The organism is Pseudomonas sp. 51_B (assembly GCF_017491595.1).
GTDB classification, from domain to species: domain Bacteria; phylum Pseudomonadota; class Gammaproteobacteria; order Pseudomonadales; family Pseudomonadaceae; genus Aquipseudomonas; species Aquipseudomonas promysalinigenes.
The window spans coordinates 83,850-102,215 of sequence record NZ_JAFGYW010000009.1 but is presented as its reverse complement, the minus strand read 5'-3'; the positions used below and the strand labels follow the sequence as shown (position 1 = coordinate 102,215).

17 protein-coding genes are annotated in these 18,366 nt (G+C 62.5%); 7 read left to right on the top strand and 10 right to left on the bottom strand.

The annotated features are described in order from the left end of the window. The first annotated feature begins 83 nt into the window (after positions 1–83). From J5M56_RS12815 to J5M56_RS12800, 4 genes are read left to right on the top strand one after another with little or no spacing between them, the layout of a single operon-like run. Entirely contained in the window at positions 84–1,544 is a 1,461-nt protein-coding gene (locus J5M56_RS12815; RefSeq protein WP_186477458.1) for an MBOAT family protein, read from the top strand. Positions 1,545–1,554: 10 nt separating this feature from the next. Continuing rightward, the gene (locus tag J5M56_RS12810; RefSeq protein ID WP_186477457.1) at positions 1,555–2,712 is read left to right on the top strand and encodes an alginate O-acetyltransferase; all 1,158 of its coding nucleotides are present in this window, start codon (positions 1,555–1,557) and stop codon (positions 2,710–2,712) included. A gap of 20 nt (positions 2,713–2,732) precedes the next feature. Continuing rightward, on the top strand, positions 2,733–3,380 hold the full coding sequence (locus J5M56_RS12805; protein ID WP_060478974.1) for an alginate O-acetyltransferase AlgF: 648 nt from the start codon (positions 2,733–2,735) through the stop codon (positions 3,378–3,380). A gap of 35 nt (positions 3,381–3,415) precedes the next feature. Further along, entirely contained in the window at positions 3,416–4,870 is a 1,455-nt protein-coding gene (locus J5M56_RS12800) for a mannose-1-phosphate guanylyltransferase/mannose-6-phosphate isomerase (protein WP_207937070.1), read from the top strand. A gap of 58 nt (positions 4,871–4,928) precedes the next feature. On the opposite strand, the gene J5M56_RS12795 is transcribed toward J5M56_RS12800, so the two are convergent. Further along, positions 4,929–5,312 (bottom strand): hypothetical protein, encoded by a 384-nt coding sequence (locus tag J5M56_RS12795; RefSeq protein WP_207937069.1) that lies wholly within the window; start codon positions 5,310–5,312, stop codon positions 4,929–4,931. Positions 5,313–5,592: 280 nt separating this feature from the next. Between J5M56_RS12795 and J5M56_RS12790 the strand changes: the two genes are divergently transcribed. Both J5M56_RS12790 and J5M56_RS12785 read left to right on the top strand, forming a co-directional pair. Next, on the top strand, positions 5,593–6,057 hold the full coding sequence (locus J5M56_RS12790; protein ID WP_207937094.1) for a multidrug transporter: 465 nt from the start codon (positions 5,593–5,595) through the stop codon (positions 6,055–6,057). 15 nt (positions 6,058–6,072) lie between these two features. Next, positions 6,073–6,897, top strand: coding sequence for an SDR family oxidoreductase (locus J5M56_RS12785; RefSeq protein ID WP_207937068.1), 825 nt, complete (start codon positions 6,073–6,075; stop codon positions 6,895–6,897). A gap of 27 nt (positions 6,898–6,924) precedes the next feature. Here J5M56_RS12785 and J5M56_RS12780 read toward each other — a convergent pair whose 3' ends face one another. The 5 genes from J5M56_RS12780 to J5M56_RS12760 all read right to left on the bottom strand — a co-directional run bounded on the left by J5M56_RS12780 (position 6,925) and on the right by J5M56_RS12760 (position 12,816). Continuing rightward, positions 6,925–7,719 carry an SDR family oxidoreductase gene (locus J5M56_RS12780; RefSeq protein WP_207937067.1) on the bottom strand — a complete coding sequence of 265 codons (795 nt, stop codon included), beginning with the start codon at positions 7,717–7,719 and terminating at the stop codon, positions 6,925–6,927. A gap of 12 nt (positions 7,720–7,731) precedes the next feature. After that, positions 7,732–9,186 carry an efflux transporter outer membrane subunit gene (locus J5M56_RS12775; RefSeq protein WP_207937066.1) on the bottom strand — a complete coding sequence of 485 codons (1,455 nt, stop codon included), beginning with the start codon at positions 9,184–9,186 and terminating at the stop codon, positions 7,732–7,734. Then, positions 9,183–10,244 carry an HlyD family secretion protein gene (locus J5M56_RS12770; RefSeq protein ID WP_186477451.1) on the bottom strand — a complete coding sequence of 354 codons (1,062 nt, stop codon included), beginning with the start codon at positions 10,242–10,244 and terminating at the stop codon, positions 9,183–9,185. Before J5M56_RS12770 ends, J5M56_RS12775 begins: the two co-directional genes overlap by 4 nt. Positions 10,245–10,271: 27 nt before the next feature. Continuing rightward, positions 10,272–11,798 (bottom strand): MFS transporter, encoded by a 1,527-nt coding sequence (locus J5M56_RS12765; RefSeq protein WP_207937065.1) that lies wholly within the window; start codon positions 11,796–11,798, stop codon positions 10,272–10,274. Between the two features lie 109 nt (positions 11,799–11,907). Continuing rightward, positions 11,908–12,816 carry a LysR family transcriptional regulator gene (locus tag J5M56_RS12760; RefSeq protein ID WP_060478965.1) on the bottom strand — a complete coding sequence of 303 codons (909 nt, stop codon included), beginning with the start codon at positions 12,814–12,816 and terminating at the stop codon, positions 11,908–11,910. 195 nt (positions 12,817–13,011) lie between these two features. Here J5M56_RS12760 and J5M56_RS12755 point away from each other — a divergent pair, with 195 nt between their 5' ends. Continuing rightward, positions 13,012–13,464 carry a universal stress protein gene (locus J5M56_RS12755; RefSeq protein WP_207937064.1) on the top strand — a complete coding sequence of 151 codons (453 nt, stop codon included), beginning with the start codon at positions 13,012–13,014 and terminating at the stop codon, positions 13,462–13,464. A 71-nt stretch (positions 13,465–13,535) separates the two neighbouring features. Here the strand turns inward: J5M56_RS12755 and J5M56_RS12750 are convergent, their stop codons facing one another. The 4 genes from J5M56_RS12750 to J5M56_RS12735 are packed head-to-tail and all read right to left on the bottom strand — an operon-like array spanning position 13,536 to position 18,300. Beyond that, positions 13,536–14,396 (bottom strand): HlyD family secretion protein, encoded by an 861-nt coding sequence (locus J5M56_RS12750; protein WP_207937063.1) that lies wholly within the window; start codon positions 14,394–14,396, stop codon positions 13,536–13,538. Between the two features lie 10 nt (positions 14,397–14,406). Further along, on the bottom strand, positions 14,407–14,607 hold the full coding sequence (locus tag J5M56_RS12745; protein WP_060478962.1) for a DUF1656 domain-containing protein: 201 nt from the start codon (positions 14,605–14,607) through the stop codon (positions 14,407–14,409). After that, positions 14,597–16,774 carry an FUSC family protein gene (locus tag J5M56_RS12740; RefSeq protein WP_207937062.1) on the bottom strand — a complete coding sequence of 726 codons (2,178 nt, stop codon included), beginning with the start codon at positions 16,772–16,774 and terminating at the stop codon, positions 14,597–14,599. Before J5M56_RS12740 ends, J5M56_RS12745 begins: the two co-directional genes overlap by 11 nt. Then, a complete protein-coding gene (locus tag J5M56_RS12735) occupies positions 16,771–18,300 on the bottom strand; it encodes an efflux transporter outer membrane subunit (RefSeq protein ID WP_207937061.1) in 1,530 nt (509 codons plus the stop codon). Before J5M56_RS12735 ends, J5M56_RS12740 begins: the two co-directional genes overlap by 4 nt. Between the last annotated feature and the right edge of the window lie 66 nt (positions 18,301–18,366).

The following is an 18,366-nucleotide window of genomic DNA, read 5'->3' as shown; positions in this document are numbered from 1 at the left end:
GTGGCTTGGTATCCCTCGCCGTTTGCGTGGGGGGTTTGGGGGGCGCTGTGCCCCGGATGCTGTGAACAACTAGGAGAACCGGGATGGTCTTCTCGTCCAACGTGTTCCTGTTCCTGTTCTTGCCGGTCTTCCTCGGCCTGTACTACTTGAGCGGACAACGCTATCGCAACCTGCTGCTGCTGGTCGCAAGCTACATCTTCTATGCCTGGTGGCGGGTCGACTTCCTTGCCCTGTTCGCTGGCGTAACCCTGTGGAACTACTGGATCGGCCTGCGCGTGGGTGCGTGCGGCGTGCGCACCAAGCCAGCCCAGCGCTGGCTGCTGCTGGGCGTGGGTGTAGACCTGGCGATCCTCGGCTACTTCAAATATGCCAACTTCGGTGTCGAGAGCCTCAACGCGATCATCACCTCGTTCGGTATGCAGCCGTTCATCCTCACCCACGTGCTGCTGCCTATCGGCATCTCGTTCTATATCTTCGAGTCGATCAGCTACATCATCGATGTGTATCGCGGTGACACCCCGGCCACACGCAACCTGATCGACTTCGCGGCGTTCGTGGCGATCTTCCCCCACCTGATCGCAGGCCCTGTGCTGCGCTTCAAGGATTTGGTAGACCAGTTCAACAACCGTACCCATACCCTGGACAAGTTCTCCGAAGGCTGCACCCGCTTCATGCAGGGCTTCATCAAGAAAGTGTTCATCGCCGATACCTTGGCCGTGGTAGCCGACCACTGCTTCGCCTTGCAGCACCCCACCACCGGTGACGCCTGGCTTGGCGCCTTGGCCTACACCGCGCAGCTGTACTTCGACTTCAGCGGCTACAGCGACATGGCCATCGGCCTGGGGCTGATGATGGGCTTTCGCTTCATGGAGAACTTCAAACAGCCCTACATCAGCCAGTCGATCACCGAGTTCTGGCGGCGCTGGCACATCAGCCTGTCCACCTGGCTGCGCGATTACCTGTACATCACCCTGGGCGGCAACCGCAAAGGCACTTTCAACACCTACCGCAACCTGTTCCTGACCATGCTGCTCGGTGGGCTTTGGCACGGTGCCAACTTCACCTACATCATTTGGGGTGCCTGGCACGGCATGTGGCTGGCGATCGAGCGGGCGCTGGGTATCGACACCAACCCACAGCGTTTCAACCCGGTGAAATGGGCCGTCACCTTCCTGCTGGTGGTGGTCGGCTGGGTGATCTTCCGTGCCGAGAACCTCGACGTCGCCGCCCGCATGTATGGCGCCATGTTCAGCTTCGGCCAGTGGCAGCTGTCAGAGCTCAACCGCTCCCAGCTCACCGGCCTGCAGGTGGCGACCCTGGTGATCGCTTACCTCAGCCTGGCGTTCTTCGGCCTGCGCGATTTCTACCGCCACGCCACGCCGGCGGCAGCCATGCGCAGCCCAGCGCAGGTCAATGCCGATGGCTCGATCGGCCTGGACTGGGCCCGGGTGATGACGCGCGCGCTGATCCTGCTGCTGTTTGCAGCCTCGATCCTCAAGCTTTCGGCGCAGAGCTACTCGCCGTTCCTGTACTTCCAGTTCTGAGGGGCATGCCATGAACCGGACATTACGCATCACTTACTCCCTGTCGTTCCTTGGTCTGCTGGTAGGCATGGGCGTGTGGTCCACAGGCGGTTTTGAAGGCTTTCACCGTACCCAGCAGATGACCCTGCTCAACGGCAAGCTGGCCAAGGCCGCAGAAACCCACTACGACGAGCAGTTCCCCATCAAGCGCCTGGGTACCAACCTTTGGGCCGCCCTGGACTTCAAACTGTTCAACGAAGGCCGCCCTGGTGTGGTCTTGGGCCGGGATCAGTGGCTGTTCACTGACGAAGAGTTCAAGCCTACTGCCAATGCCGAGCAGCAGATGCAGGAGAACCTTGCATTGATCCAAGGCGTGCGCGACACCCTGCGCAAGCACGGTAGCCACTTGGTGCTGGCGATCATCCCGGCCAAGGCGCGGGTGTATGCCGAATACATCGGCAAACAGCAACCGGCCAGCCTGCACGATCAGCTGTACAACCGCTTCCATGCCCAGGCGCGTCAGGCCAATGTGTTCGCCCCCGACCTGATGCCCGCACTGGAGCAGGCCAAAGCTCGCGGCCAAGTGTTCTTGCGTACCGACACCCATTGGACGCCGATGGGCGCGCAAGTCGCGGCCCAGACGCTGGCAGATGCGGTCAGCCGTCAGCGCCTACTCGACGGCGAGCCTCAGGCGTTCATCACCGACGCTGGCAGCACCGCTCCCTACAAGGGCGACCTGACCAACTTCCTGCCGCTGGACCCACTGTTCAGCGACCTGCTGCCGGCTCCGGACAATCTGCAACAACTCACCACTCGCCCGGCCGAAGCTGATGCTGCCGGCGGCGACGCGCTGTTCGCCGATACCCAGATCCCGGTGGCCCTGGTGGGCACCAGCTACAGCGCCAATGCGCACTGGAACTTCCTCGGCGCGTTGCAGCAGGCGCTGCACAGCGATGTCGCCAATTACGCCGAAGACGGCCACGGCCCATTGCTGCCGATGCTCAAGTACCTGCAAAGCGATGCCTTCAAAAACGCCCCGCCCCAGGTTGTGGTGTGGGAATTCCCCGAACGTTATCTGCCGATGACCAGCGACCTCAGCAGCTTCGACCCGCAGTGGATCGCGCAGCTCAAGCACAACCGTAAATCCGAAGAAAACCTGGCCATGTCGTCCACCCGGACGCATCACTGATCGATAGAGAGGAAATGCACATGACTACCAAAACTTCCATTGCCAAAGCCCTCACCCTCGCGGCCGGCCTTTCCCTGGCGTCCATGCAGGCGTTCGCCGGAGCCGACGCCGCGCTGTATGGCCCAAGCGCGCCCAAGGGTTCGAGCTTCGTGCGTTTGTATAACGCGGCCAGCGCACCGGCTGCAGCCAGCGTGGGCAACACCCAGATCAAGCAGGTTGGCGCCCAGGCCAGCAGCGACTTCAGCTTCCTGCCCGGTGGCGACTACACCGCCCAGGTTGGCGGTAAGAGCGTGCCGGTGCAACTGGCCGCCGACAAGTACTACACCCTGGTCAACAGCAGCAGCGGCAACCCGCAGCTGATCGAAGAGCCGCCGTTCAAGAACAAGCAAAAGGCGTTGGTGCGGGTGCAGAACCTCAGCGACCAGGCCCTGACCCTGAAAACTGCCGACGGCAAGACCGAAGTGGTGCCATCGGTGGCCACCAAAGGCCGCGGCGAGCGGGAAATCAATCCGGTCAAGGTCAACCTGGCCTTGTTCGAGGGCAACAAGAAAGTCAGCGACCTCAAACCGGTCGCCCTGGAGCGTGGCGAAGCGGCCGTGCTGTACGTAACGGGTTCCGGCAGCAACTTGTCGCCGGTGTGGGTAACTCGCCCCGTGGCTAGCAACTGATCCCCCTGCCTCATAACGACTATTGGAGAAACACGATGATCCCGGTAATTCTTTCTGGTGGTAGCGGTTCGCGTCTGTGGCCTTTGTCGCGCAAGCAGTTCCCCAAACAGTTCCTGGCGCTGACCGGGGAGAACACCCTGTTCCAGCAAACCCTCGAGCGCTTGCGCTTCGAGGGCATGGACAGCCCGGTCGTGGTCTGCAACAAGGATCACAAGTTCATCGTTCAGGAACAGCTCGCTGCCCTGAACCTGGAAACCCAAGGCATCCTGATGGAGCCGTTTGGCCGCAATACTGCGCCAGCGGTGGCTTTGGCAGCCATGAAACTGGTCAACGAGGGCCGCGACGAACTGATGCTGGTGCTGCCCGCCGACCATGTGATCGATGACCAAAAGGCCCTGCAACGCGCCTTGGCCTTGGCCACCGTGGCCGCCGAGCGCGGCGAAATGGTGCTGTTCGGCGTGCCGGCCACCAAGCCGGAAACCGGCTACGGCTACATCCGCTCCAGCCAGGATGCGCTGCTGCCTGAAGGCGTGGCCCGAGTTGCCCAGTTCGTCGAAAAACCCGATGAAAAGCGCGCTGCCGAGTTCGTCGCCGCGGGCGGCTACTTCTGGAATAGCGGCATGTTCCTGTTCCGCGCCAGCCGCTTCCTCGAAGAGCTGAAAAAACACGACCCGGACATTTATGACACCTGCGTACTGGCCCTTGAGCGCAGCAGCGAAGATGACGAGGTGCTGAGCATCGACGAGGCCACCTTCGCCTGCTGCCCGGACAACTCGATCGACTACGCGGTGATGGAGAAGACCCAGCGTGCCTGCGTGGTGCCGATGTCGGCAGGCTGGAGCGATGTGGGCTGCTGGTCATCGCTATGGGAGGTGCACGACAAGGACGCCGACGGCAACGTCACCAAAGGCGACGTAGTGGTGCAGGACAGCCGCAACTGCATGATCCATGGCAACGGCAAGCTGGTGTCGGTGATCGGCCTTGAGAACATCGTGGTGGTCGAGACCAAGGACGCGATGATGATCGCCCACAAGGACAAGGTCCAGGGCGTCAAGCAGATGGTCAAGACACTCGACGAGCAGGGCCGGAGCGAAACCCAGAACCACCTGGAAGTCTATCGCCCTTGGGGCTCGTACGACTCGGTGGACATGGGCGGGCGCTTCCAGGTCAAGCACATCACCGTCAAGCCCGGCGCCAGCTTGTCGCTGCAGATGCACCACCACCGTGCCGAGCACTGGATCGTGGTCTCCGGCACGGCCGAGGTGACCTGTGACGAGAATGTGTTTCTGCTCACCGAAAACCAGTCGACCTACATTCCGATCGCCTCGGTGCACCGCCTGCGCAACCCAGGCAAGATCCCTCTGGAGATCATCGAGGTGCAATCGGGCAGCTACCTGGGCGAGGACGACATCGAACGTTTCGAAGACGTGTATGGACGCACATCGACACCCGTCGAGCGGGGGGTGTCCGTCAAGACGATTGCGCAATAACCAACACGAGCAGGCACCGTTGCGGTGCCTGCTTGCTTTGAACGGGTCAAGGTGCGAGTCAGGACAGATCGACTTCCAACGTACCCTCCGCTTTATGTTGAACGTTAAGGAGCCAGGTCTCGAATTCGAAATCCAGTGTGAGCACGCCATTTTTCACAGCTGCTTTAACGTTCGGGCTTGTATCGATATGCGCCATAGAGCCCTTCACAATGAACGCGTTTACGGCTGTAGGTGCCTCGGCAGTACCGGTGATATAAAAAGCCACGCCCAATTCACCCTGAAAGCCCTTATCATCCGTAAAGTTCTGTACAGCTACCACGAACAGCGGGAATGTCTTTTGCGTGACGCGAATTTCATTGGTTGTGAACGTGTCTCTCGAAAGAATGGCCGGTTTAAACGTGCCCTCTGCTCGCCCCGGTAGATTAAGTTTTTTTTCCAGCACTCAGTCCGAGCTTGCTCAATTGCTGCTCAAGTTCAATTCCGGTCCCTTGTTCGCTGGAAGCCATCATGAGTTCCTCATCTACAAGATTAACGTTCGTAAAAAACTTTCAGGCTACGTCAGACGAAATCACACTATGACAGCCTCCCGAACGTCACAACTGGCAAAAATGCCAGGTCCGCCCCCCTACTCGACGACTCTGAGCCGCTAAACTGCCGGCGCTTCCAGAACAACTCGCTTTATCGCTACCATGTGTTCAAGGCAATCAGGAGACCTCTTGGCCATGATCATCGGCGCACTGCTCGTTCTCACTTGGCTGGTGCTGCTGTTGCGCTACCCCGCCAAGGCCCTGCCGATCTCCCTGGCGGCCGTTTGTGGGCTGGGGCTGGTGGCACTGCTGGTGGCCTGGCAGGACAATCGCGAAACCGCGCAGCTGGCACGCCTTGACCTGCGCCTGAGCTACGCGCCGCAACAATGCCCTGCCGACCGAGCCCTGCTGGTACACATGAAAAACGGCAATCAGGTGCCACTGACCGAACTGCATTGGCGGGTGGCCGCGTATGCGCCGGGCGACACCGTTAACCTTGCAGAGACTAGCTACAACGCACCGCGCTACCGCGGACCAGGCGAGCTGCAGCCAGGCGCCGAGTGGACTGACTGTCTGCCTTTGCCACCGCTGCGCAGCGGGTATCGGCCACAAACCCTGGAATTTCGCGCAGAACACCTGCAAGGCTCATTCGCCAATTAATCGAAGGCTCTCCCTATGCCCAGCGTTTTGATCACCGGTTGTTCCAGCGGCATCGGCCGCGCCCTGGCCGATGCCTTTCGCGATGCCGGCCATGATGTGTGGGCCACGGCTCGCAAGCCTGAAGATGTCGAACAACTGTCCGCTGCCGGCTTCACCGCAAGGCAGCTGGACGTCAACGACGAAGAAGCCCTCGCGCGCTTGGCCGATGAGCTGCAAACACAGCTTGGTGGCCTGGACGTCTTGATCAACAATGCCGGCTTCGGTGCCATGGGCCCGCTGCTCGATGGCGGCGTCGATGCCCTGCGCCAGCAATTCGACACCAACGTGTTCGCGGTCGTCGGGGTCACCCGCGCACTGTTCCCACTGCTGCGTCGTGCGCGAGGGCTGGTGGTCAATATCGGTAGCGTCTCCGGGGTGCTGGTCACCCCTTTCGCAGGCGCCTACTGTGCGTCCAAGGCTGCCGTGCATGCCCTGAGCGATGCGCTGCGCCTTGAGCTTGCGCCGTTCGGCATCCAAGTGATGCAAGTGCAGCCCGGAGCCATTGCCTCGCAATTTGCCAGCAATGCCCAGCGCCAGGCGGATCAGGTGCTGGCGGCGGACTCGGCATGGTGGCCGCTGCGCGAGCATGTGCAGGCCCGGGCACGCGCCTCGCAGGACAAACCCACGCCAGCGGCCGAATTTGCCAAGGGCGTGCTGGCAGCCGTCGGCAAAGCGCCTGTGCCGCCGTTGGTGCGCTTGGGCAACGGCAGCACGGCGTTGCCGTTGATGGCCCGACTGCTGCCACGGCGGCTGCTGGATTGGGCCCTGCGCAAGCGCTTCGGCCTGCTGCGCCCGCTTTGAAATCGGCGTCGGCTGCTTCGAAGCAAATCAGGCGATGGAACGCAAGACTCCGCCATCGACTCGCAAGGCAGCTCCAGTGGTGGCACTGGCCTGCAGGGAGGCCAGATACACCACCATGTTCGCCACTTCCTCCACTGTCGCCAGCCGCTTGAGCAATGAAGTCGGCCGGTGCTCGGCCAGAAAACTGGCTTCCAACTCATCGGTGGACACACCCTGCTCTTGCGCAAGCTTGGCAAAGAAATCGCCCACACCCTCCGAGCGGGTCGGCCCCGGCAGCACCGAATTCACCGTGACGCCCGTGCCGGCCAAGGTTTCGGCCAGCCCGCGGGACACCGCCAGCAGCGCGGTCTTGGTCATGCCGTAGTGGACCATTTCAGTGGGAATCTGCAGTGCCGACTCGCTGGACAGGAAAATCACTCGCCCCCACTTGCGCTCGGCCATACCTTGCGCGTAATGGCGCGACAAGCGCACTGCGCTGAGTACATTGACGTCGAAGAAGCGTTGCCAATCGGCATCATCGATCTCGAAGAATGGCTTGGGCTCGAAGATGCCAAGGTTGTTGACCAGAATATCGGTGTGCGGCACCTGGCCGAACAGCTGCTGGGCACCCTGCGCAGTGCCAAGGTCAGCGGCGATGCCGATGATGCGCGCGTGTGGCACCCGTTCGCGAACCGCCTTGAGGGCTGCGTCGACACGAGCTTGAGTGCGCCCGTTTAGCACCACCTCTGCGCCTGCTTCGGCCAGCCCCATGGCGATGGCCAGGCCGATGCCTGCTGTGGAACCACTGACGATGGCCCGCTTACCGTTCAAGGAAATATGCATGTGTGCTGCTCCTCAACCATGAGAATGCTGGGTTTGTTCATCGAACGCCTGCCAGCCGCCGCCCAGGGCTTTGTACAAGCCGACCAGCGCCTGGGACACCGCGGCCGAACTGTCGATCCATTGCTCTTCGCTAGCCAGCAGGGCCCCCTGCACGCTCAGCACATTGAGAAAATCCACCGCCCCTTCGACGTACTGACGCTGGGCGGTTTCCAGGGCGATGCGGTTCTGTCGTACCGCCTCTGCCAAGTGATCGCGGCGTAATTGACTGGCGTTGTAAAGGCGTAGCACATCGTCGATTTCGTGCCAGGCATTGAGCACCACCTTGCGATAGTTCAACGCCGCCTCCTGCTGCTGCGCCTCGCGCAGCTCCAAGGTGCCCTTGAGCCGGCCACCCTCGAAGATTGGCAGCGACAACTGGGGGCCGAAGTCGAAGCGACGCGAATCCCAGGCACCGAAATCCGCAAGTTGCATGGCCTGGAAACCGACATTGCCTGACAGCCGAATGCTCGGGTAGAAATCAGCCTTGGCCACTCCAATACTGGCGGTGGCTGCATGAAGGCGCGCCTGGGCCTTGCGGATGTCTGGGCGCCGCTCGGCCAGCTCGGACGGCAGACCAATGGCGAAGCTCTGCTGCGGTGCAGGCAACTGGGCAGACGCCAGCAGCTCGGCCTGCAAGCTGCGCGGCGGCTGGGCGGCGAGCAGGCTCAGGGCATTGATCAGGTCGTCACGCCTGGCCTCAAGGCTTGGCAGGCGTGCCTGGATGGACGCGACCTGAGCGCTGGCCTGGGCCACGTCCAAGCGCGTGGCGACGCCTTCGGCCTGGCGGTCCTGGGAGAGCTTGAGGCTATGTTCAGCAACCTTGAGGTTGTCGCGGGTGACTTCCAGGGTGTGTTGGACGGCGCGCAGCTGAATGTAGTTGCCGGCAGTTTCGGCCAGCAGCGCCAGCAGCACACTACGCCGATCGTTCTCGGCCACCTGCACGGTAGCGTCGGCCGCCTCCACCTGGCGCCGCACCCGGCCCCACAGGTCCAGCTCCCAGCCAGCGACCAGGTCGCCCTGCCAAAGGTTGAAAGCTGAGTGACCGGCATTCCCGGAGGGATCGCTGAGGCCTTCGGCACTGTTGCGGGCGCGGCTGTAACTGGCGTTGGCAGCGACCGATGGCGTCTGATCCGCTGCCACGGTGTTACGCAGAGCGCGGCTTTGCAGCAAGCGCGCACTGGCCATCTGCAAGTCCAGGTTGTTATCGGCAACACGCTGGATCAGCGCGCTCAGGCGTGGGTCGTTAAAGGTCTCCCACCAGCGCAGTTGCAGCGGTTCGGCTTGCGGCTGGCTCGCAGCGGCTTCACCTTGCAACGCTGCCCAGTGCTGCGGCGCAGGGGTGTCGGGGCGCTGGAAGTCCGGGCCGAGGGTGCAGCCGGCCATCACCGCAGCCAGAAACAACGGGCTCAAGCGTAAGGCAGGCTTCATCGCGCGGTGACCTCTTGGCTCGCCAGGCTATCGCCTTCGGTATCGATGGTGGCCTCCACCGACATGCCCACCCGCAGGCGTTCAAGCAGTGGCTGGCCATCATCGAAGACGATCTTCACCGGTATGCGTTGCACTACCTTGGTGAAGTTGCCGGTTGCGTTATCGGGTTTGACCGCAGCGAAGGTCACGCCGGTGGCCGGGGCGATACTCTGCACGCGCCCCTTGAGGGTGGCACCGGAGAACGTATCCACACTGATGGTCACCGGTTGGCCGGGCTGGACGTGGGTCAACTGGGTTTCCTGGAAGTTGCCTACCACATAGGCTTGCTGCAGCGGCACCACCGACAGCAGGCGTGCGCCCGGGTTGACGAACGCCCCCACGCGCAGTGCGCGCTCCCCGACCATGCCATCGACCGGTGCAGTGATGCGGGTGTAAGACAGATCCAGCTGGGCTTTCTCCAACCCGGCCTCGGCGCGCTTGAGCTGGCCATCGGCGCTGGCCACCTGGGCCGTGAGGATGTCCACCTGCTTACGGGTGGCCAGCAGCGCCGCCTGGGTGTTGGCCAGCCGGGCACGGGCCTGGTCGACCCTGCTGCGCGCCTGCTGAGCATTCTGCACGGTACCCGCGCCCTGTTCAGCCAAGCGGCTGTAGCGGTGCACCTCGTGGTCAGCGAACGAGGCTTCGGCCTGGGCCGCCGTCACCGCCGCCTGCGCCTGGGCAATCAATGCGCCCTGGCGTTCGAGGGTGGCGCGGGCATCGGCGCTCTGCGCCTTGGCTACCAACAACTGAGCCTGAGCGGCATCCAGCGCAGCTTCATAGTCACGGGCATCGATGGTCGCCAGCAACTGACCGGCCTTGACCTGCTGGTTGTCCTCCACCAGCACCTGCTTGATAAAGCCCGACACCTTGGGCGCAACCACGGTGTAGTCGGCGATCACGTAGGCATCGTTGGTCCGCTGGCGGTGATCGCTGCCCAACAGCCATGGGCCGACCAGCGCGGCGAGTACGGCCACAGCGAGCACCGAGCCGATAACGAGAGTTTTGCGGTGATTGGTCATGTTCAGTGTCTCGAATTCATCCAGGGTTCAAGCCACCGCGCGCGGCGGATAGACCCGAGTAGGCACGAAAGGAATCAGGCAGATCAGCGCCACGGCAACGCCGGCCATGACCAGGTAAAGGTCGGCCGATGTGAGCACCAGGGCCTGCTCATGCACGCGCTTGGCAAGGCCGGCTGCGTTGTCGTCGAGCAGTGGGGCATTACCCAGGCTGTCCACCAGGTGGTTGGAATGAAAGTGCCGACGCAGGGTGCCCAAGGCATCAAGCAAGCCCCCGGCAATCACAGCGGCCAAGCCTTTGACCGTGTTGAACCAACTGGAGGCGAACGGGCCCTCCTGTGGGCTCATGCCGTTGGTGGAGAGCATCAGCAAGGGCAGCACGGCCATCGGTTGGCCGAAGACCTGCAGCACGTAGAACGGGTAGAAGTCGCCCCGAACCCATTGACTGGTCAACAGGCTGCTGCCCACACAGGACGCCGCCAGCATGGCCAGGCCCACGGCCAGTACCCAGCGGCAGTCCACTGCGCGGATGTTGCACAGCGCTGCGGTCAACGGCAGCGCCAGCAACTGCGGCATGGCCACCAGCAGCATCAGCGGGCTGGTCTGTGCCGGCCGGTACCCCTGGATCTGCGCCAGGTACGCCGACGGGATGCTGCCCACACCGGACAATACGATCAACACCCCGGCCAGGGTCACCAGGGCAAAACTGAGGTTGCGCCGCTGCAGCATGCGCAGTTGGAAGAATGGCAACGGCTGCGACCATTCATTGAACAGAAACAGCGCCAGCAACAGCACGCCACCGCCCAGCAACCAGCAGATCAGAGTGGAATCGAACCAGCCCCAGCGGTCACCCAACGACAGGCCGAGTACGATGCAACTGATCGCCGGCAAGCCCAGCAGCACCCCACCCCAGTCGAACTGCCTGAAGCGCTCCAGGCGCAGAGGGTCCTGCGGTAAGCCCCAGCCGACGCAGAACATGGCCAAGGCCGAGGGTAGAATGATCTGCCAGAACGCCCACTGCCAACCGACGTACTCGGTCCACAGGCCCGCCAGCGGTGTGCCCAGGTTAGGCCCGAAGGTCGCGGTCAAGGCATAACACGCCAGGCCATAGACCTTGATGCCTGGCGGCAGAAAGCGCAGGGCCACACTCATCAGCATCGGCGGCAACGCGCCAGAAGCCAACCCCTGCAGCACGCGTAACAGCATAAGGCTGTGCAGGTTGGGCGCAAACGGCTGCAGCAAGCCCAGCACGGCGAACAGCCCAATGGCGCTCAGGGTAAAGCGGCGCAGGGAGAAGGTGGTGGCCAGCCACGGTGCGAAGGCCATGGCGCTAACCGATGCAGCGCTGTACACCGCCAGCAGCCACGCACCTTCGTCTGCACCGATACCCATGCCCCCGCGGATATCGGCAAGCGAAATCTTGGTCACCGACTCGTTGAGCCCAGCACACAAAACAGCGAGCAATACACCGAACAACCCAACCACTACCCGCAGGCCAAAAACTGCTGGCGCGGGGCCGGCAGTGGTTTGGGCAACTGGGGCGGACAAGGCATTCACAGTAGAAATCTCCAGCAACATAATTGCGACTGGAGTAAGTCTAAAAAGCTCGAATGCTGACGAAAACTGACTTCTCGGCAGTTTTAAATTGCGCCAGACGCAATCGGGCTCAAGGGTCGACGCTGCAGCAGGCTTTCAATGTTTGCCGTAACCAGCGATGGGCGGGGTCATTGTGCATGCGCGGATGCCAGGCTTGCAGAACGGTGACCCGCTCCAACGGCACCGGGATCTCGAACGAGCGTAACGGCAGCCCAAGCTTGTGAACGCTGTTAAGGATGTTTGCCGGCATGGGCAGAATCAGGTCGGAATCTGGCAGCGAGAACAACGCTGAGTGGAAGCTTGGGGTAATCAGCGCAACCCGTCGACGCACTTTGAAATTGGCGAGCTCCACGTCGATCGGGCCGTTGGCCCGGCCACGGCGGGAGACGCTGATCTGTGGGTAACTGGCGAAGCTTTGCGCAGTGATGGGTTGGTCGAAAATTGGGTGATCGCGCCGAGCCAGGCCAACGTAATAAGTCTGGAACAGGCTCTGCACCTTGATCTCGGGGCCAAGGTCGACGGTCGAGCTGATGATCAGGTCGGTGTGCCCAACCCGCAGCACGCTGTCGTCATCGCCACCTGGGCTTTCCGGGACGAAGCGCAGTACCGTGCGCGGCGCCTGCTCATGCATGCGCCGTAGCAGTTGGGCGCCATACAAGGCGATGAACAGGTCATTGGTGCGAATGTTGAAAGCCCGGTCCAGACGACGCAGGTCGACTTCATCGGCGCTGCGGAACACTTCCCCGGCCTGCTCCACCAATGCGGCCACCTGTTCGCGCAGGGCCAACGCTCGTGGCGTTGGCACAAGGCCACGGCCGGCCCGGACCAGAATCGGATCGCCCAAGGCATCGCGAATACGCCCCAAGGTACGGCTCATTGCCGCCGGGCTGAGATTCATGCGCTGTGCGGCGCCCACTACGCTGCCTTCATCGAGCAGTGCATCGAGGGCCACGAGCAGGTTCATGTCCGGGAGTTGCATCGCCGTTTTTTCCGTTAGCACTGTGTGGAAAGCGATGGTAGCAGGTTGGTGGATTGCACCAGATGCAATGCGCTAATGCGTAAAAGAGTGTTTATTCAGTAGGTGAAATGAGCGAAGAATCGGGTATGGCCTTTTCGCGGGTAGACCGGCGAGAGGGCAGTCGTTGCCTAAAACCTGTTTCCAAGAGGAGCCCGTATGCCCAGCCCCGTTCTGATCGCCATCGACGCCTCCCCTGCCTGCGCGGCCCTGCTCACCCTCGCCAGCCGCTACTGCCGCCCCGGTGACCATGAGTTGCACGTACTGCTGGCCATCGACACGACCTTCGCTGTGCACGACAAACCCGCCCCCTACACAGCCCAGGAGCTTGAAGAATACCCCGCTGCGTGCGAGGAACAGCGCCATGGCGAACGCGCTGTGGCCGAAGCCGTTCAGCAACTTCAGCAGGCCGGTTTCAGCAGTCAGGGCTACCTGGTTGCAAGGCAGCCGGTGGAGGCAATCGTCGCCAAGGCACAAGCGCTGAACTGCGAACTGATCATCATGGGCCATCGCCACCTTTCCAGGCTGGGCCGGCTACTGGATCCGTCGATCAGTGCGAAGGTCATTGACCGAGTCGAGGTGCCGGTGTTGGTGGGGGCTGCGCAGGGTTGACTTGAGAGGTTCATGGCCGGTGAGATCGAGCGCCGCGCGGGCGGCGCTCGGTCTCACCGGCAATCCGTCGCTCAAGGCGAACTTGGCGTCACCACCACCGTACAGGTCGTCCCCGCCGCCAACAAAAACCCATCCGGCACTTCATCGATGTGAATGCGAACCGGCACCCGCTGCGCCAGGCGCACCCAGTTGAAGGTCGGGTTCACATCGGCGATCAGCTCACGGCTCTGTGGGTTGTCGCGGTCGTAAATGCCGCGGGCGATGCTCTGCACATGCCCCTTGAGGCGCTCGCCGCTCATCATTTGCAACTCGGCCTGATCGCCGACTTTCACATGGGGCAGCTTGGTCTCCTCGAAAAAGCCATACACCCAGAACGAATGCTCATCGACCAGCGCCATCACCGCTTCACCGGTGCGGGCATAGTCCCCGTTGTGGATGTTCAGGTTGGTCACGTAACCGTCCACCGTGGCGACGATATGGGTGCGTTTGAGGTTCAATTCGGCTGCCGCCAGTTCGGCCAGGGCCTGCTGGTAATCGGCTTGAGCCGCATTGGCGATGTTGCTGGCGTCATCGCGGTTTTCCTTGGAGATCACCAGGTTGTCCAGGTCGGCGCGGCGTTTGGCGTTGACCTTGCGCATTTCCCAGGTGGCCTTGCGCGAAGCGACCAGCGCCTTGGCTTGGTCGACCGCCAACTGGTAGTGCTCCGGGTCGATCTGGATCAACAGGTCGCCCTTCTTCACCCGCTGGTTGTCCTTGACTGGCACGTCTACTACATAACCAGGCACATCGGCGGCGACGTTGATGATATCGGCCCGGACACGGCCGTCACGGGTCCATGGCGTGGTCATGTAATGCAGCCACAACTGGCGACCGATCACCACGGCAGCGGTCAGTACCAGCAAGGTGGCGATCAGGCTGAAGAACTTTTTCATCGAAGGTTTCTCACCAGTAGAGCGACAGCGCCAAGGCGCCGAACAGGCAGACGAACAGGCTCAGGCGCAACAGCGCCGGGTGCCAGAAAAAGCGATAACCATCATGGCTGGCGATGAACCGGTCCAGGCCCCAGGCCAGGCCCAGGGCGAACAGGAATATCAGGGTCATGGTGGGCATATAAACGCCATGGAAGGCGATTTCACGGGGCATGAGGTGTTCCTTTGGCAGGTGCCAATGGCGACTGTGGGTCCAACAAAGAGGACCGGATGAAGTGCAGGTAGCTTTGCGCGCGGCGCAGCACCGAGGTGTCGAAATGCCGGGCGAACGGCTCGTCGGTGGCCTGCACGCGCGCAATGGCGTGGTCCACCGCGACCAATGCCCGCTCGTGGTTGCTGGCGTTGGGCTGCAAGAACAAGCGCGCCAAGGCACGGCCCATGACACGGATCGCCTGGCGCCAAGGCTGCGACTCGGCGTAGGCCGGGTGGATCGGCGCGAGGGCCTGCTCCTTGCGCAGTTCGATGATGGCATGGCCGATCTCGAGCACCGTGAACATCCAGCCCATCAATTGGCTCTGCACCTGCGGCTTGCCGGCCGCAAGGCCATACGCCTGGTGCAACAGGTCGCGGGTGCGGCTCTCGAAGGCCGAGCCTATGCCGCGCAGGCGCCCGCTGATGGCGAACAGCACCTGCTCGCGCAACGCCTGCTCCAGGCGACTCCACAACCAGCGGCTGTTGGGCGGCAGAATGATCGCACCCGCCGCGGCGCAAACGAACATGCCGATGACCATGCCTATGTAGTCATTGATGAAGCCGTAGGGGTCAAAAGCGGTCAGGTTGTTCGGCACAGAGCCTATGGAGAAGAACACCAGCAGGCCGATGCCGTAACCTGCATACGCCGGCCGCGATGAGAGAAACGCACCCAATACGAAAACCGGCGCCAGCACCATGCATAGCAGGGGGAAGCCGTCGATCCAGGGGAACACGAAAAACGTTTCGAAAAAGCCGACGAAGGCACCGACCGCCGTACCACAGGCCATCTGGAACGACATGCGCTTGGGGTTCGGCGAAGCCGCCGACAGGCACACGGTCACGGTGGCCACCAGGGTCATCATGGCGCCGCTGGGCCAGTCGCTCAGCAGCCAGTAGCTGCCCAGCAGCAACAATACCGCCGAGGCCCGCACACCGGCAGCCAGCGATACCAGCCAACTGGTCTGCGCCACATAGGGCTCGTCCCACTGCTCGCGCTCGTGCCTGTGCGCGGCCAGCGAGGCATGGGTTTGGGCGTAGCTATACATCTCGTCGACAAAGCGATAAAGCAGCTCGAATGCCGTGTGGAAATCGAGCAGGTCGGCTTCGCTGGGGCCGGTTGCCAGGTAATCGGCGCGTAGGCTACGTACCTGTGCCTGCAGGCCTTCCTTGTAGGCTGCCAGCTCCAGCGTCAGGCGTAGCGCATCGGCATCGGTCAGGGCTCGGCCCACATACGGCTGTAGCAACTGCCCCAAGGTTTCCAGGCCCGGTTCGATGGCGCCGACGATCTGCAGCGGCCCACGGGCGCGCAAGCGTTCCAACAGGCGATGTAAAGCGTTGAAGCGCGTGGTGATGGCCATGAACTCGCTGTTCATACGCACCAACCGGCCCGAGCGCCGACGCATGTGCGGATCTTCGAAGGCGGTGACATTGCGCAGGCTCTCCAGCCCCACCGCTTCGGCGACGAAGCGCACGTTGCTGCTTTCGAACCACTCACGCTGGCTGTCGCCGCGCAAGGCTTGCACCACGACGGCGGCAAACACGCCAAAGCGCTGGTACAACGCGTTGCGCATGGCAGCGCTGGCCGATTGCGGCAAGATCGCAGCGCTAACCAAGGTCGACACCATGATGCCCAGGGCGATTTCCAACGCTCGCCAAACCGCCGCCATGAACGCCTGGTCCGGATGCTGTAGCACAGGCAGGCCGATCATCACTGCGGTGTAGCCGGCGAGCACGAAGCCATAGGCACGAAAGGTGCGGTAGCGCATGGCGCCAGCGGAGCACAACCCCACCCACACGGCCAGGCTCGGCAAGAAAAGCTCGGTGTTCTGCGGGAACAGGGCGATCAAGGCGACCATCATCACTGACCCGGCCAGAGTCCCCAGTACCCGGTAGAAGCTTTTGGCGAACACATGGCCACTCTGTGGCTGCATGACGATGAACACGGTGATCATTGCCGTGCGTGGTTGCGGCAACTCCAGGCGCATCGCCAGCCACAAGGTGATGAAAGCCGCCGCCAGCACCTTGAAGATGTAGACCCAGGTGACCCCATCGGTGCGCACCCAGGCAAAAAAGCCCCGGCGCCACTCCAGGCGCTGCAGCCAGCGCATTGGCAGACTCAACATGCTCATTCGGCGTGGTCCGCCTGCGGGTCGAAAATCGCCAGGGTGGCCGGGGTTTTCGGCGCTATTTGGCGCTCTTGCGTGGGCACATCCTGGCCCGCCTGCAAACCGCCGCCCAGGGCGGTGACCAGGTCGGCATGGGCGATCAGGCGGGCGGCCTGCACCTGCTGCTGCACCTGCTGTTGGCGCAACAGCAAGGTCTGTGCATTGAGCACATTGAGGTAGTCGGTCAGGCCCCGCTGGAAGGCCACCATGGCGATGTCGTAGGTTTTTTGCGCAGCCGCCACCGACTCGGCGGCCAAATGGGCCTGCTGCTTCATCGACTCCCGGCGGATCAGCTGGTCAGAGATGTTCTTCAGTGCGCCGATCACTGTCTGGTTGTAGCGCGCCACGGCCACGTCATACCCCGCCGAGGCAACGCCCAGTTGCGAACGCAAGCGGCCACCATCGAAGACCGGCAGGCTGATCGCAGGGCCGACGCTGTAATTGAATTTGCGGCCGGTCAGAAATGCCAGCGGGCCACCCCCTGTGGCCATGAAGCCCAGGCTGCCCACCAGGTCGACGTTGGGGAAAAAAGCAGCGTGGGCGACATCGATGCCACGTGCCTGGGCCGCGACCTGCCAGCGGCTGGCGACTACGTCCGGGCGCTGACCGACCAACTCGGCCGGCAGCTTAGAAGGCAGTTTCAGCGGTGCCGCGAGGGCCAAAGTGGGCCGCTGCAACTGCGCCCCCTCCCCTGGGCCTTTCCCGGCCAATGCCGCCAACTGGTTGCGGGTCAGGGCGATCTCCTCGTCCAGGCTATCGAGCTGGCGATGGGTTTCGGGCAGCGGCGCTTGGGCCTGGCTGACTTCGAAATGGGTGCCAATGCCGCCGTCCAGGCGCCGCTCGGCCAAGGCCAGAATCTGCTCCTGTTGCTGGAGTTCAGCCTTGACGATATCGCGCCGGGCAAACTGCAGGCTCAATTGTATGTAGGCCTTGACGATGTTGTTCTGCAGTTCGAGCTGGGCCTGGCGGGCCTGCGCCACGCTCATGTGGGCTTGGTCCAAAGCCTGCTCGCTGGCATTGCGCTCACGGCCCCACAGGTCCAGGGCATAGCTCAACCCAATGGCGGCGTTGTTGTCCCAGGTGTTGGCACCCGACAGCGCGCCTGGGCCGTAGAACTGATCTTCAGGCCAGTTGTGGCGCTTGAGTGTGGCCTGGCCATTGGCCTGAAGCTTTTCTGCCGCTTCCACCACCCCAGCCATGGCCTTGGCTTCACGCACACGGGCCGCCGCCATGGCCAGGCTCGGGCTGCCGGCCAGGGCGAGGTCGATCCAACGATCCAGCTGCGGGTCTGCGTAAGCCTGCCACCAGCGCTGCTCAGGCCAGTGCGCATCACTGGCAGCTTGGCCAATGGCGGCGTCTGTAGTCAGGGTATTGGCTTGTAGAGGCTTGCTGTGCGGGGCGATGCCCCAGGTTCCGATACAGCCGCTCAAGGTAATGCTAAGGGCACAGGCACTGAACACGTGGAGCGTTCTGATGATGCGACGCGGCACTGCTGCGATTTCCCGAGGAAGAGGTGAAGGGGCTGGGCAATTCTAGGGGCCGGCCGCACTGGCGAT